The organism is uncultured Microbacterium sp., from assembly GCF_964244775.1.
Lineage (GTDB): Bacteria > Actinomycetota > Actinomycetes > Actinomycetales > Microbacteriaceae > Microbacterium.
The window spans coordinates 73,900-88,872 of the sequence record NZ_CAXTJR010000009.1; the positions used below are offsets into that span (position 1 = coordinate 73,900).

At 72.1% G+C, this 14,973-nt stretch carries 9 protein-coding genes; all 9 read right to left on the reverse strand.

All coding sequences use genetic code 11. The features are described 5' to 3' along the window. Positions 1-128: 128 nt before the first annotated feature. From ACFE6Z_RS13630 to ACFE6Z_RS13670, 9 genes are read right to left on the reverse strand one after another with little or no spacing between them, the layout of a single operon-like run. Positions 129-4,589, reverse strand: a complete 4,461-nt coding sequence (locus tag ACFE6Z_RS13630) for an FtsK/SpoIIIE domain-containing protein (protein ID WP_375386236.1) — start codon at positions 4,587-4,589, stop codon at positions 129-131. Beyond that, positions 4,586-5,347, reverse strand: coding sequence for a hypothetical protein (locus ACFE6Z_RS13635; protein ID WP_375386237.1), 762 nt, complete (start codon positions 5,345-5,347; stop codon positions 4,586-4,588). The genes ACFE6Z_RS13630 and ACFE6Z_RS13635 overlap by 4 nt, the downstream gene beginning before the upstream one ends. Next, a complete protein-coding gene (locus tag ACFE6Z_RS13640) occupies positions 5,344-6,996 on the reverse strand; it encodes a serine/threonine-protein kinase (protein ID WP_375386238.1) in 1,653 nt (550 codons plus the stop codon). Before ACFE6Z_RS13640 ends, ACFE6Z_RS13635 begins: the two co-directional genes overlap by 4 nt. After that, positions 6,993-8,261 carry an FHA domain-containing protein gene (locus ACFE6Z_RS13645; RefSeq protein WP_375386239.1) on the reverse strand — a complete coding sequence of 423 codons (1,269 nt, stop codon included), beginning with the start codon at positions 8,259-8,261 and terminating at the stop codon, positions 6,993-6,995. Before ACFE6Z_RS13645 ends, ACFE6Z_RS13640 begins: the two co-directional genes overlap by 4 nt. Before the next feature lie 23 nt (positions 8,262-8,284). Continuing rightward, positions 8,285-9,136, reverse strand: a complete 852-nt coding sequence (locus ACFE6Z_RS13650) for a PP2C family protein-serine/threonine phosphatase (protein ID WP_375386240.1) — start codon at positions 9,134-9,136, stop codon at positions 8,285-8,287. After that, positions 9,133-10,290 (reverse strand): RDD family protein, encoded by a 1,158-nt coding sequence (locus ACFE6Z_RS13655; protein WP_375386241.1) that lies wholly within the window; start codon positions 10,288-10,290, stop codon positions 9,133-9,135. Before ACFE6Z_RS13655 ends, ACFE6Z_RS13650 begins: the two co-directional genes overlap by 4 nt. Beyond that, positions 10,283-12,751, reverse strand: a complete 2,469-nt coding sequence (locus tag ACFE6Z_RS13660) for a transglutaminase family protein (protein WP_375386242.1) — start codon at positions 12,749-12,751, stop codon at positions 10,283-10,285. Before ACFE6Z_RS13660 ends, ACFE6Z_RS13655 begins: the two co-directional genes overlap by 8 nt. Beyond that, a complete protein-coding gene (locus tag ACFE6Z_RS13665) occupies positions 12,748-13,998 on the reverse strand; it encodes a DUF58 domain-containing protein (protein WP_375386243.1) in 1,251 nt (416 codons plus the stop codon). The genes ACFE6Z_RS13660 and ACFE6Z_RS13665 overlap by 4 nt, the downstream gene beginning before the upstream one ends. Beyond that, positions 13,998-14,969 carry an AAA family ATPase gene (locus ACFE6Z_RS13670; protein ID WP_375386244.1) on the reverse strand — a complete coding sequence of 324 codons (972 nt, stop codon included), beginning with the start codon at positions 14,967-14,969 and terminating at the stop codon, positions 13,998-14,000. Before ACFE6Z_RS13670 ends, ACFE6Z_RS13665 begins: the two co-directional genes overlap by 1 nt. Positions 14,970-14,973: the final 4 nt, after the last annotated feature.

The following is a 14,973-nucleotide window of genomic DNA, read 5'->3' on the forward strand; positions in this document are numbered from 1 at the left end:
CGTGACCCGGATGTCCGGGAAGTCCCCCTGAGAGTTCTCCCTCTCGTGTACCTCGACGCTAACGCGCCCACGATCGGGCCGTCGATGGGGACAAATCCCCACCGACTCCCACGCTGGTGTTCTCGGCATCATACGGGTGCGTCCGACCCACCGGCGGGGGTGGCCACCTGAAGCCTGGCTGCGCGGCCCTGGTTGATCACGAAACCCCGACCGGGCGGGAAGTCTGCCCGGCGCACGCGCCCCAGCGGCGTGCCGAAGAGCGTGTCGCCGTCGATGTCGCTCGGCGCCAGCACGAGCCCTCGTCGAGCCGCCTTGAACGGCTGCGCGAGCATCCACGCCTGTCCCCACGTCGAGGACTCCGCCTCGCCGACGACGAAACCGTCGGCGCGCACCGCGACGCGGATGAGGCGATCGAGGGATGCCTCGGCCTCCGTGCCGGTGAACTCGGTGACGTGCTCGATGAGGATCACCGGGCGCGTCAGCATCCCGCCTTCGATCGCGGTGGCCACGCTCTCGGCGAGGGCCGACACCGTCGCGGCGTCGTCGGCGGCGAAGCGCGGCTCGGAGGCGAGTCCGAGCGTCGTCCGGCGCGGCGCGAGGTGCACGATCGGCTGGCGAGGAGAAGCCCGTCGGAGGGCCCGGCCGATCGTCGCGAGGGCCGTCGTCCTGCCGCTGCCGGGCGGGCCGGCGAGCAGGAACGCGCCCTTCGGGTCGATGCCCACCGGCCCGAGGTCGAGGTCGGCGAGGCCGATGACCGGCTCGCCTCCTGCCGTGCGGAGGGGGAGGTCGGCGAGGGGTACCGACTCGGGGAGGCGCCCCACCGCCGGGGCTTGGGGAATGCCGTTGCGGCGCATCGACTCGCCGAGCCGTTCGAGCTCGCGCGATTGCACAGCCATGTTCGCGCTGCCGCCGAGCACGGCGAACTGCAGCTCGTCGCCGTCGATCATCCCTCGACCGGGCGGGGATGCGGCATCGAGCACGTCGCGAGGTGCGCCGAGCAGCAGGTAGTCGTCGTCGGTCGCGAGCCGCAGCACGAACCGCTTCTGCACGGTGGACGCGATCGAGGTGGGCAGCGAATTGGGTCGATCGCCCGACATCACGAAGTGCACCCCGACCTGCCGGCCGTCCACCGCCAGCTGCGAGAAGATCGTGAACCACCCTGCGCTGCCGGCGGCGAACTCGTACGTCTCGCGGAACGCGCCGAGCCCGTCGATGAGCACCAGGATGCGCGGCTCGTCCGGACGGTTCGCCTGCCGCCGGTATTCGGCTATCGTTCCGGCGCGCACCTCGCCGTAGCGGGTCGAGCGCTCGTCGACGATGTCGCGCAGCATCCTGAGCAGTCGCGTCACGCGCTCCTGGTCGTCGCCGGCGATGATCGCGCCGACGTGCGGGAGGCTCTCGAGCATGCGCAGGCCGCCCGCGCCGAAGTCGAGGCCGTAGACCTGCACGGGGCCGCCGCGCGGGGTGATCGCCGCCGAGACCGCGATAGATCGCAGAGCGGTGCTCTTGCCCGAGCCGCCGGTGCCGAACAGGGCGATGTTGCCGTCACGGTCGGGTTCGTAGAACGCGGTCGGCTGCGACTGGGTCTTCGGGTCATCGAGCACGCCGAGCAGCAGCCGCTCGTCGGTGCGGGGGCTCGGCAGGCGGGCGAGGTCGTACGTGACGGCGAGTTCGTCGAGCCACGGACGCCGGGGCGCGGGGATCGAGAGTTCGGATGCTGCCGACCGCACCGTGCGCACGATGCGCGCGATGTCGGTGGGGCCGGGGTCGGAAACCTCGACGACCTCTTCGTCTGGCAGATCCCAGGCGGCGCGGGCGCCGAAATCGAGCTCGTGGATGTCGATCTGCGGACGCGGCTTCTCGCCGCTCGACCAGCCGCTGACGTAGCCGGTCTGGAACGGGATGATGCGGCCGGGGCCGGTCTTGGCGGCTCCGCGACCCGGAATCGACGGGTCGAAGTGCGCGGCCATCTGGTCGCCGAGGATGTCGCTGGAATCTTCGGCGTCGGCCATCCGCAGGGCGACGCGCAGGTTGGTGTTGGCGCGCAGGTTGTCTTTGATCACGCCGGCCGGGCGCTGCGTGGCGAGGATGAGATGCAGCCCGAGCGAGCGGCCGCGCTGGGCGACATCGACCACGCCGTCGACGAACTCGGGCACCTCCTGCACGAGCGCGGCGAACTCGTCGACGACGATGATCAGGCTCGGCGGGGTCTCGGGGTCGCCGGTGCGCTCGAGCGAGACGAGGTCTTTGGCCTTCTTGCGGTTCAGCAGATGCTCGCGGTAGCGCAGTTCGGCACGGAGCGACGTGAGTGCCCGGCGCACGAGGTGCGGCGAGAGGTCGGTGACCAGGCCCACGGTATGGGGCAGGTCGACGCAGTCGGCGAACGCCGATCCGCCCTTGTAGTCGACGAACAGGAAGGTGACGCGGTCGGGGCTGTGCGCCGAGGCCATGCCGAGCACCCACGACTGCAGGAACTCGGACTTGCCGGCACCGGTCGTGCCGCCCACGAGAGCGTGCGGGCCCTGGGCGCGCAGGTCGAGGTGGAACGACCCCGCGCCGGCGTAGCCGACGAGGGCCCGGAGGTTGCCCTCTCGCGCCCGGCGCCGCGGTGCGCGGCCGTCCCGAGGGGTGATCGAGTCGTTCTCGTGCCAGCGGTCGACGATCACGCCCGAGTCGGCCCCGAGGTCGGTGCCCGAGAGGTCGACGTACGAGACGCTGCGGGGCAGGTCCGACTCGTCTTCGACGGGGGTTCCGGCATCCACTGTCGGTGACAGCACACGCGCCCACGCCGTGGCCGACCCCTCATCGAGCAGCTCGACGCGCACCGGCGTGGTCGACAGGCCGCGGCGGACGATGCCCGCGGCGGTGCCCTCGGCGACGCCGTCCACGAGCAGGAACGTGCGGCAGGCCGCGGGGATCGCGCCCTGCGACGGGGCGACCCAGACGAGGTGCACGCTCACATCGGGCCCGCGCTCGGCGAGCCGGGTGAGGCGCGCGCGGTCGACGGTCGCGTCGTCTTCGACCAGCACGATGACGACGGGCGTACGGGCCGGCGACGGGTTCGCCTCGGCGTTGGTCTCGATCGGGCCGCGCGCTCCGCCGTCCGTGGCGTTGCCCTCGCGCTCGGCGGCGCGCGATTCGACCAGGCCCTCGAGCCGAGAGAGCAGCGCGCCGCCGGTGCCCGGGTTGGCCGCGAGATGCGAGCCGTCCAGTGGCGTGTGCGGCGAGCTCGTGTGGGGGAGCCACTCCAGCCACGACCACGCGGCGCGCGAGGCGGGTGAAGTGAATGCGGCGACGACGAGCTCGGCCGGCGAGTGGGTCGTCACGAGCTGCATCAGCATGGCGCGGGCCGCAGCATCCGCCTGCCCGCGTGCCCCCGCGATTCCGACGCTGCCCGCCTCGCGCAGGTCGGCGATCACGGGCACATCGTCGATGCCGGCGAAGCGATCGCGCAGGTCGAAGAGTCGATCGGAGAATTCCGGCAGCGTCTCGTCGGTGCCGTTCAGCTCGATCTCGGCACGCGAGGGCAGGCGCCCGGTGCCCAGCCGCGCAGTGAGGAAGAACGGATGCTCGGGCCGGTGCGTCCACGTCAGGTCGCCCCACGACGACAGCGAGGCGAGTGCGTCGGCCAGGGCCGGTACCTCCGCGGAACGAGCGGCGCGCTCGGCCTCCTGCTCGACGACCATCCGCGCGTCGAAGTTCTCCATGTTGGCGTTGAACTGCGCGACGGCCTTCTTGTGCTCGGCCTTCGCGGTGAGGCGGTTGTCGATGTAGGCGCCGATCATGATGAGCGGACTCAAGGCGATGAAGACCACCGAGAGCGCGTTCTGCGTGAACGCGTACAGCACCGCACCCATGATGAGCGGTGCGACGAGGGCCACGATCGGCAGCCGGTTCAGCGCCGGCTGCTTGGGAGCCTTGGGCGCCGTGAACTTCTGGTGCGGGTAACGCGGCACGACGCGAGGCGAGCGCACCACCTCGACGGTGGAAATCGCGACGTGGGCCGTGCCCGGCCTGCTCAACGGGATGATCGACACCTCGGTGCCGCCGAGCAGCACGACATCGGCGGGGCCGAGCGCGGAGCGTGCGATCTGCTCGCCGCCCATCGTCAGGCCGTTCGCGGAGTTGAGGTCGATGATCTCGACCCCGGCGTCGACGTTGATGCGGGCGTGCCGCTTCGAGACGAGCGGATCGTCGAGCACGATGTCGACGCCCGGGTCGCGGCCGATGACGTTCGATCCCGATCGGAGCGGGCGCTGGGTGCCGCGCTGCGGACCGCTGAGGATCCGCAGCACCGCCGCAGGCGCGTCGTCGCCCACCGCGTCCGGAGCAGGGGTGAGCTGCAGCGTCGTCCCTGAGCGGATGCCCGACTCGCCGACGGCCCGCTCCGCGTCGAGGACCCGGGGGCCACCGCTCTCGTGCGCGACGATCGTGAGCCGTTCGGGCTCGGTGAGTTCGCCTACGAGCGCACCGGACGGATCCGACACGGCGAGCGTGCGGGCGATGTCGCCGACGGTCGAGGTGCCGTCGGCGGTGACCTCGAGGTCGATGGGGCCGGCCGGCCGCTGCAGGGTGAATTTGAGCTTCACGCGTTGTCCTCCGCGGCGTCCGCATCGCCTTCTGCACCGTCGAGTGCGGGCTGTTCGTCGAGCATCGGCAGGTCGTCGCGCGTCACGAGCCGTGCCGCGACGGCGTGCTCCACGAGCCGCACCCGCCGGTTCGTGGCATACGAGCGCGCCCCACCGCGCATGCCGGGCACGCCGATGCGGTCGAGCTTGTCGCAGACGTTGTCGAGCTTGCGGTTGAAGCGCGTGAGCGTCCAGCCGAGGCGGGCGGCCGCCTGGGCCGAGGTCGGCAGATCGCTCATGCCCGCGCCTTCGCGGCGCAGCACGGGTTCGGCCAGGGCGAGGATCATGAGGCGCTGGCTGACGGTCAGCGGCACGTCGCCGATCGTGCTCAACCCGTCGGCGTCATCGAAGCGCTCGGTCTCGTGGAACGTGGGCTGCTCGGCATGCACCGTCAGCTCGTACGTGGTCGGACCGGCGCTGAAGATCACCGTCGTGGTCTCGAAGACGATCGGCAGGCGCGCGCCCGGTGCGAGCCACGCCTGCACGCGACTGCCCGAGTCGGTGACGGTGGCCGCCAGCCGGCTGCCCACGTTGGAGAGCAGCCAGAGCCCGTCGACGCTCTCGAAAGTGAGGAAGTGGCGGTGCAGGAACAGGTTGTCGTCGATCGAGAGATCGCCCTCGCGGCCCACGGTGAACGACGAGCCTGGTGCGACCGAGAACTCCTCGCCGGCGAATTCGAGGACGATGCCTCCGGATGAAGAGCGGATGCTGTCGCTCACGGCGCGCACCCCCGCGCCGGCTCGGACGGCCGGCCGTTGGCTCGCACGACGGTGACCTCGATGCACGTGATTCCCGACGGGTCGGCGGTGGTCGTCACGGTCGGCTGGTCGACCTTGTCGACGGTGGGCGCCGACCCGTCGCGCGGAACGAGCCCCCACAGGTAGTAGTCGCCGTCCTGCGGAGCGGGGTTCGTCCAGGTGAACAGGACGCCGCCGGTGCCCACCGCCCCGGTGATCCCGCTGGCGGGGGCGACGAGGGTGTCGATCGGGTTCTGCGGCTCGGAGGTCGCCGACGGCGCGGTTTCGGCCGGAGCGGGCTCGTTCAACAGCGCGGGCAGCGAGAAGGCGATGACCGCCGCGACGGTCACGAGGAATACGCCGGCGGCGAGCGACCACCAGAGGCCACGGCGCGAGCGTGGTGGAGCCGCCGCTCCGTCCGCGGAGCCCTCGGCCGTCGCGGCGCCGACCGAGACCGGCGGCCGCGCGATCGTCTCGCCGATGTCTGCCTGCGGCGAGAGGAAGTCGACCACGACCGGCTGGGCCGGCTCTGCGGTCGGGACGGTGCCCCGCCGGACGGTGTCGAGGGGTGCCGCCCCGATCGTCGCGGCGGATGCGGCAGGGGTCGCGGTCGCGACGTCCACTCGCGGGACCACCGTGATCGGATCGGTGGGCTGGCGCGTACGACCGGCGGCGGGCGAGGTCTCGGGGCTGATGCTCACGACACCGCGCACACGCGTCAGGCCGTCGTCGTCGTCTTCCTCGACGTCGTCGGGAAGGGCATCGTCGAGGATGTCGATCGGTGTCACGGAGTGCGACAGTTCGATCTGCACCTTCTGCAGCGCGCGCGCGAACGCCAGCGCGCTGTCGTACCGATCTGCGGGGGCCTTGGCCATCGACCGCTCGAGCGCTCGCTGCAGCGAGAGCGGAGCATCCGCTCTCGTCAGCGGCGGAAGGGGCGAGGTCTCGATCCGCTGGATGACGTCGGCTCCGGTGTTGCGCTGGTCTGCCACCTCGAACGGTGAGCGGCCGGCGAGCAGGGTGTAGACCGTGGCGCCGAGCGCCCACACATCCGAGTGCGGCCCGCTCTGCGGCACGTCGGCGAACGACTCGGGCGGTGACCACGGGATGCTGAGTCCTGCCGCTTCCGCCGCCGCAGCCGTCGTCGACGCGATACCGAAGTCGGTCAGGGCGGGACGGTTGTATTCCGTCACCAGAATATTGGCGGGCTTGATGTCGCGGTGGAGCACCCCGGCGCGGTGCGCCGTCTCGACGGCGGCGGCGACCTGGATGCCGACGCGCAGGGTCTCGGCGACCGCGAAGGGCTCGCGGCGGTACCGCACCTGCAGGTTCGGCTTCGGGCAGTACTCCATCACGAGGTACGGGCGGCCGTCGCGGGCGACTCCCGCCTGGTAGATCGTGACGATCGCGGGGTGCGTCGACAGCATCGCCATGACGTTGGCCTCGGCCGTGAATTCGGCGACCGAGCCGGTCGACATCCGTTCGGTGAGCAGCACCTTCACGGCGACGCGACGCTTGGGCAGGTGCTGCTCGTACAGGTACACATCGGCGAAACCGCCCGAGCCCAGCACATCCACATACGTGAAGCCCTGGAGATCGGGTGGCGCCATCGGCGCGCGCTTGGGGCTCACGAAGCGTCCTCGCCGGATACATCTTCGACGAAGACCGTGATGTCGTCGCCCAGATCGATCACGTCGCCGGGTACGACCACGGTCGGCTCGCCGGGGTGCAGCCGCACGGGCTCGGTGCCGGCGCGCAGGAGCGTGCTGCCGTTGGTCGTGTGCAGGTCGGTGGCGAGGATGCTGTCGCCTTCGGCGCGCAGCTCGAGGTGGCTGCGCGATATGTCGTGCTGCGGGCTGTCGACGGCCACGAGGTGCGGCAGATCGGTGCCGGTCACGCGCGTAGAGCGCGGGCGGCGGCCGATCACGACGGTGCGGTCGAGCATGAGCGTCTGGCCGGTCGACAGCCGGATGCGCCCGAGCGCCGGCGGGCGCGGGGGCGCGAGCGGCAGAGGCGCGGAGTCGGGGTCGGGGTTGGCGGCGCGCATCGCGCGCGCCTGCGCGACCGAGATCGTCTCGCCGTCGTGGTCACCGGCGAGATCCACGTCCGGCGCCGGGTCAGCGGGGGCAGGCGCCGCCTCGTCGGCGTCATCCGGACGCACGGCCGCATCCTCGACCGAGCGCACCACGGTCTCGCCCCACAGGTGGTCGTACCCGGTCGTCGAGGAGACGGCATCGGCCTCCACCGCCGGCGCGTACGTCGCTTCCGGCGGAAGCCACGTGTCGAGCGAGCCCGCGCCGGGAACGGCGTCGATCAGGCCTGCGGTCTCGTTCACCGGCGGAGCGGCGGGCGGTTCGGGGGCGCGCGGTTCCGGGGCGGGCACTTCGACCGGCTCCGGTGGGAGCGCCGGCGGCACGGCGAGCGAAGCGGGCGCGCGCGCGGGCGGAGGCGCAGCATCCACTGATCCCTCTCGCACGACCCACTCCACCGCGGAGGCGAGCACTACTCCGTCGCGCAGGGGCAGCTCGGCCGGTTCCGGCGAGCCGCCGGTCGGGGCGAGTTCGACCCGGACGACGCCGTCGAAGACCCGCTCGGTCCAGGTCGTGACGCCTTCTCCGCTCACCGATTCCACGCTCACCGATTCCGCGCCGACGCCCGACTCAATGCTCGCCGCGAGCGACCCGCGCACCGCGAGCCGCACCGATCCGCCCTCGACGAGGGCGACGGCGAACGGCGGGATGGCCGCGAGCGACGTGCCGAACGCGCCGGTGAGCGCCTCGAGGACGGCGGCGAGGCCGCGTCCCTCGCTGACCTGCGTCCAGATCCGCGTGACCAGCGCCGCGGGCAGGTCTCCGCCGAGCAGTGCCACGCCGTCATCGGTGACGATCAGGCGCATCGGGCCAGGGGAATACCGCACCATCAGCGACCTCCGATCGTGTGCCCGGCGCGCGGCCGGGTGTCGCTGTCGATGTCGATGTCGTCGGATGCCGCGCCCGGCGCCGTGTCGTCGTCGAACGACCACGGGGTCCGGGCGCTGACGACCACCGCATCGACGACGAGCGCGGTGATGTTGTCGCGCCCGCCGTGCAGCATGGCCTCGTGCACCAGCCGGGTGGCCGCCGCCTGCGGGTCGCGCTCCTCGCGCAGCACCGCGTGGATCCGGTTCCGGTCGAGCTCGCCGGACAGGCCGTCGGAGCACACCAGGATGCGGTCGCCCTGCTCGGCGGGCAGCAGCCAGTAGTCGGGCTCGCCGTCGCTGCCTGCCCCGATAGCGCGCGTGATGACGTTGCGCCGCGAGTCGATCGCGGCCGAGACCGGGTCGAGCTCGCCGCGGTCGATGAGCTCTTGGACGACCGAGTGATCGACGCTGATCTGCTCGAACTCGCCCTCGCTCAGGCGGTAGGTGCGCGAGTCTCCCAGGTTGATCGTCAGCCAGTACCCGTCGCCGTCGACGTCTGCGATGACGACGCCGGTGAGCGTGGTCCCCGCGCCGGCGCCCGCACCCATCGGCAGTTCGGCCACACGCCGGCGCGCGCGCACGAGTGCGGCCTGCACGTCGTCGATGCTCAGACTCGTTCGCCCCGCGAGCAGAGCGAACTCTTCGATCACCGTCGCGCTCGCGACCTCGCCCGCCTGGTGCCCGCCCATGCCGTCCGCGACGAGGAATAGGGGCGAGACTGCCAGATGCGAGTCCTGGTTCACCCGCCTGCGCAGCCCCGTGTCGGTGGCCGCGCCGAAGGCGACCGTGATCGGGGGAAATGCATCGGTCATGCGCCACCCCCGATCGTCAGGCTCCGGTCGCCGAATTCGAGATGGTCGCCTGCCCGCAGCGCCGTGCGCGCGCCGGGCTCGACCGTCGTGCGCTCGCCGTCGCGCAGAAGCACCGTGCCGTTAGTCGAGTGCCGATCGATCACCCATGCCCCCGTGGCGTCGCCGTCGAGTTCGAAATGCGTCTTCGACAGCGACAGCGTCTCGTCGCGCACGGCGACCGCGGTCGCTCCGTCCTCGGCGGCCGGGTTCCGACCGAAGAGCGTCCGGCCGTACACCGCGAACCGCGTCCCGTCGTCCCATGCGGCCGCGAGCAGCGCAGGCTCGGACGAACGGCCCGCACGGGTCGCGTCGATGTCGTCACTCGCCGGCGCCGCCGCAGGGGCAGGCGCAGGGGCTGGTGTGGCCGAAGACGGCGCGGGCGCACGGACCTCGGATGCTGCGGCCGACGGTGCCGACACACCCGGGACCTGCGAGATGAGGCCCCCCGCGATGGGGAGCGCAGGAGTAGGAGCGGGGGCCGCTGCCGACGCGGGAGGTGCGAAGCCGGCCGTGCGGGCGGGAGCGGATGGCGCGACAGCCGTCACCGGCGTCGCCGGAGCACCGGCGGGCGGGGGGAGGAACGGGTTGGCGGCCGGAGGAGGCGGTGCGGGCGCCACGGAGGCTGCGGCATCCGTCGCCTTCCGGTCGCCGACGACCGTGCGCGTCGCCTTGTCGTGCCAGCCCTGCCGACGCGCCGATGAGTCGAACAGGGGCGTGAAGTAGCCGACGATGATCGATGCGGCCAGCGCCCACACCACGTTGCGCAGCAGTGCGCGTCCGAATCCGATGCGCGTGCCGGTCGCGGCATCCGCCAGCATCAGTCCGCGTGCGCGCTGTCCGATCGAGCCTCGGCCGCCCTGCATCGCCGTGTAGACGAGCAGCCACGCGACGCTGACGAGGCTCCCCACGCCGTAGCAGACGAGGAGGGCGATCGGCAGCCCGCCGCGAGCCCCGCCCGACCCCGAGGCGAGCACCACGACCCAGCCGATGAGCGAGAAGAGCACGGGGATCGCGAGCGCGATGCCGAGGTCGATCGCATAGGCGCCGACCCGGCGGCCGATCTGCGCCGGCACGACCGTGGGCACAGCGCGCGCACGAGAGGGCCGGTCAGTCATGGTGCTCCTCGCCGTCCTTGTCAGCCGCATCGCTTCGCTGCTCATCCTGGCGTACCGCCGAGCCGGTCGCTGCGTCGGTCTGCGCCTGGCGCCTCGGCCGCACCGCGCCGAGCACCTGCCCGGCTCTCGTGCCGGCCAGCAGCGACCGCAGGCTGAGCCGTGCGCCGAGCCGCCGGCGGAACGTCGCGCGCTCGCCCATGCCGTCGACGATCTCGTCGACCTGCCGCCAGAATTCGTCGACGTCGGATGCTGTCGGCTCCGCCGGCCCGAACACCTCGGTATCGGCGCGACGGGCGAGCGTGCTCACGCGCGGCTCGGCGAACGCCGTCGCGATGATCGCAGCATCCTCGACGTGCGTGGCTCCCAGGCGCACGGGTGTGCCGTAATCGACCGCACGGTCGCGCAGCTCATCCCACCCGCCGCTGATCTGGTCGGCCGCGCGCTCCGCGGCGCGCCTGCGGCGCCGGCGGGCGGCCTTGATCGAGCCGATGACGATGAAGGGCGCCGCCACCAGCGCGAGCAGGAGCAGCACTCCGCCGCCGATCGCGATCCACATCAGCAGCAGCCCGAGATCGAGCGGCGACGGGTCGTCGGATGCCCGCTCGTCGGGGACGGTGGGCGGAAGATCGGCCGGCTGCTGCTCCGGCGGGGGCGGCTGCAAGACCTGCGGCTTGGGATCAGCTCGGGGCTTGGTGGTCTGGTCGGTCGGCACCTGATCTTTGGGGGGCGTCGGGTCGAACGGCACCCAGCCCGCGCCATCGAAGGCGATCTCGACCCACGCGTGGAGGTCGTCGCCCGTGGCATCGAACACCGGATTCTGCGCCTGATCCTCGGCCGGGTAGAACCCCATGACCACGCGCGCCGGCATGCCCAGCTCGCCGGCGAGCAGCGCCATCGCGGTCGCGTACTGCTCGTCGTCGCCGACCATCTGGGCCGAACCCAGCAGCGTGGTGATGCGAGCGGCGCCGTGCCCGGCGCGCGAGAGCACCTCGCCCTCCAGCCCGTGGCTGAAGTACCCGCCCTCGGACAGCATCTGCTCGAGCGCGCGCGCCTGCTCGATCGGGGTGTTCGCGTCGGCGACGGCCTTGGCGGCGATGTCGGCGAAGTCTTGCGGCACGCCCTCCTGCTTGGGCATCCGCACCGGCGCGAACCGCGCGTCGGCGAGGCTCGTGTCGCTGGGCACCACCGGCAGCACCGCGCTCATCGTGTAGCCGTCGCCGCTCTCCAGCGTCGAGGTCACCACGCCGGTCTCGGTCGACTCGTTGTAGTGCGCGCCGCGACGGAGGTCATCGGCGCGGGCACCGTCGAACGTCACATTCGTGACGGCGCCGACCTCCGGCATCCACACCGCGTCGTATGCCCCGATGTCCACGCGCACCGTGGCGGGGGTGCCCGTGGCGTCCGCCGACATGCTGGCGCGCACCGGGGTGAACGCGCTCGACGAACCGGCGCCCTGATCCGAGACGTTGTAGACCGTGCCGTCGTAGGCGTCCATCGTCGCGATGCGCACGCGTGCGCCGACGGGCAGGCCCGACACCGTGAACAGCGTCGTGGATGCATCGTCGCGGACGTACGCCCGGAACCCCTGCATCGGGCTCGCGTACTGCTTGATGTCGAACGGTGGGATGACGACGTCGCGCAGGACGTAGCGGGGAGCTGCGGGGGCGGCGACTGCGGCCGCGGCGAATCCCGCGGTCGCGGCCACGACGAGGATGGCGCCGCCGGCGACGACCCGCCGGGCGGTCATTCCCCTGCTGGCCGCAGGCTCGCCCCCTCCCGTCGATGAGCCCAGCGAGATCGCACACGCCGACGACGACCACGCCTGTCGCACGGCGAGCCACACGAGTGCGGCGATCGCGAAGACGATGCCCTGCACGATGGGCACGGCCGGTTGCGGAGTGCCGAGGGCGATCTGCAGGCCTAGGTACGCTGCGGCGGGGATGAGTGCCCACGCCGCGCTGCGCAGACGCAGCGCGAGGCTCGCGGTCACCACGGCGGCCACGAGCGTGAGCAGGAACGGCACGATCAGATGGCCATCGGATGCTGCGACCGGCGCCACCGTCGTGAGCAGGCGCTTCCACGACGTGACGACACCGAGGCCGAGCTGCTGCACCGTGTCCAGCGTGGGGATGACCCCGGCGATCGCGGTGTGCGGGAGGGCCAGCGCACCGCCGAACACGAAGTACGTTGCGACGGTGAGGGCCGCCACGATCAGGATGCCCCAGCGGAACCGCGCGCCGAGCCAGGCGATGACCACGCCCAGCGCGAGCGCGCCGAGCGCGGCGAGCAGGTAGCCGGGTCCGCCGAAGGTGGGCCAGAAGCCGGCGATGCCGACCGACAGGAGGACGGCCGTCGCCCCGAGATCGAGAGCGGTGCGCCGGGGAGTGAGTACGGATACCTCGGCGGGCCGGACGGTAGCGCGGGTTCGGACGGAGGCGGGGGCACCGGCAGGGGCGCTCATGCGAGCACCTTCCGCAACGCTCCGGCGAGCTGGTCGAGGGCGCCGATCGTCAGGACGTCGGCCTCGCCGATGCGCCGGAGCGACGGAGTGGCGCCGGTCTGAGCGACGACGGCGAGCGCCCTGGCGCCGTAGGGCAGGCGGGAGCACGCGATGCGCAGCTGCGCAGCATCCACCGTGCTGCCGCAGACGAGCACGACGACGCTCGCGAGAGCGAGGGTGGCCGACACCACGCCCGCGAGCGCGACGACACCCCCCTCGCGCGGCCGCGACGGCTCGAGCGCCGCGAGCGAGTCGAGGAACTGCTTGCCGGTGCCTGCCGGCAGCGACCGGCCCTGCACGCGCACCTCGACGCGCTGCGAATCGCGGAGAGCCCGCAGCCCGAGTGAGCCGGCGGCCGAGATCGCGAGTTCAAACTCGGCGTCGTCGCGGTAGTCGGCGGGGCTCCGTGAGAGGCCGATGACGAAGTGCGAGCGGCGTGTCTCTTCGTATTGGCGCACCATCACGGTGCCGGTGCGGGCGGTGGACTTCCAGTGCACGTGGCGCAGATCGTCGCCCGGGTGGTATTCGCGCAGCGCGTGGAACGACACGTCGTCCGGCGACAGGTCGGTCGCCGGCAGCCCCTCGAGATCGCGGAGGAAGCCGAGAGACTGCCCCGCGAAGAGCACCGTGCGCGGATGCACGAACAGGTCGACGGGCTCGTCACGCCGATGCACCCGCTCGAACAGCCCGAGCGGATCGCCGCGGACGACGCTGACCGGCCCGACCTGCAGCACCCCGCGGCGCTGGGTGGGGATCGCGAACAGCTCTTCGGCCGAGTCGCCGGCGGCGAGCCGGCGCACCGAGAACGTGCCGCGCCCCGAGCCGACCGGCAGCACCACGCGCGACGGCAGGATCGCGCGGGTTCCTGGGTTGGACAGGGTCAGCGCGCCCACGGCCCGCTCCCCCACCACCACGCGCGTGCGGGTGAGGTCGAGCGAGATGTCGTAGGCCGTGCGGCCGATCAGGAACAGCAGGCACAGCAGGAGCGCGATCGTGATCACGAGGGCGGCGACGGTGAGCTCCCACCAGCCCAGCATCTGCCCGGCGATCCACAAGACGACGGCGGCGAAGATCAGCACCCAGGTGACCGGCCGCGCCACGCTGAGCACCGCGCGCGTGCGGTGCAGGGCGCGCTCGGCGAGAGGGCCGGCGACATCGCGCCAGCCCTCGCGACCCCCGTGGGTCGCCGAGAGCACCTCGTCGGTCATCAGGCGGCGGACCTCGCCTGCGGTGCGGCGACCGTCTCGAGCACGCGGTTCAGCACGGTCGACGACGTTGTGCCCGAGAACTCCGCCTCGGGGTCGAGCACGAGCCGGTGGGTCCACACCGAGGTCGCGAGGTCTTTCACGTCATCGGGGATCACGAAGTGGCGTCCCTGAGCGGCCGCCCACACCTTCGCGATGCGCACCATGGCGAGCGATCCGCGCACCGATACGCCCACGCGGGTCGCGGGGTCGGTGCGGGTGGCTTCGGCGAGCTGGGCGACGTAGCGGAGCACCGCCGACTCGACGTGCACCGTGGCGGCGAGGTCGGCCATGTCGGCGACCGCGCCGGTCGTGATGAGGGCGGGAAGACTCGCCGACGGGTTGCGGTCGGAGGCGCCGGCGAGGATCCGCTCGGCGACAGCGAGGTCGGGGTAGCCGATCGAGGTCTTCACGAGGAACCGGTCCAGTTGCGCCTCGGGGAGCTTGTAGGTTCCCGCCTGCTCGATCGGGTTCTGCGTCGCGATCACGAGGAACGGGCGTCCGGCATCGTGCGTCACGCCGTCGACGGTGACCCGCGACTCCTCCATGACCTCCAGCAGCGCGGACTGCGTCTTCGGCGAGGCGCGGTTGATCTCGTCGGCCAGCACGATCGACGCGAAGATCGGGCCGCGGTGGAACTCGAACCGGTGAGCGGTCTGATCGTAGATCGTGACGCCCGTCACGTCGGAGGGCAGCAGGTCGGGCGTGAACTGGATGCGGTTGCTGGTGCCCTGGACGGTCGCGGCGATCGCCTTGGCGAGGCTGGTCTTGCCCGTACCCGGTGCGTCCTCGAGCAGCACGTGCCCCTCGGCCAGCATCGCGGAGAGCACGAGGCTCACGATCTCGCGCTTGCCCATCACGGCTCTGTCGACGTTGTCGACGAGGCGCGCAAAGGTGCCCTGGAACCAGGCTGCCTGCTCGGGTGTCATGGTCATGCGG

What these genes read in the sequence shown, in the direction of transcription:
- ACFE6Z_RS13645 (WP_375386239.1), bottom strand. Translation starts at nt 8,261, where the DNA reads ATGCGCCTGATCGTCACCGATGACGGCGTGGCACTGCTCGGCGGAGAC.
- ACFE6Z_RS13650 (WP_375386240.1), bottom strand. Translation starts at nt 9,136, where the DNA reads ATGACCGATGCATTTCCCCCGATCACGGTCGCCTTCGGCGCGGCCACC.
- ACFE6Z_RS13655 (WP_375386241.1), bottom strand. Translation starts at nt 10,290, where the DNA reads ATGACTGACCGGCCCTCTCGTGCGCGCGCTGTGCCCACGGTCGTGCCG.
- ACFE6Z_RS13660 (WP_375386242.1), bottom strand. Translation starts at nt 12,751, where the DNA reads ATGAGCGCCCCTGCCGGTGCCCCCGCCTCCGTCCGAACCCGCGCTACC.
- ACFE6Z_RS13665 (WP_375386243.1), bottom strand. Translation starts at nt 13,998, where the DNA reads ATGACCGACGAGGTGCTCTCGGCGACCCACGGGGGTCGCGAGGGCTGG.
- ACFE6Z_RS13670 (WP_375386244.1), bottom strand. Translation starts at nt 14,969, where the DNA reads ATGACCATGACACCCGAGCAGGCAGCCTGGTTCCAGGGCACCTTTGCG.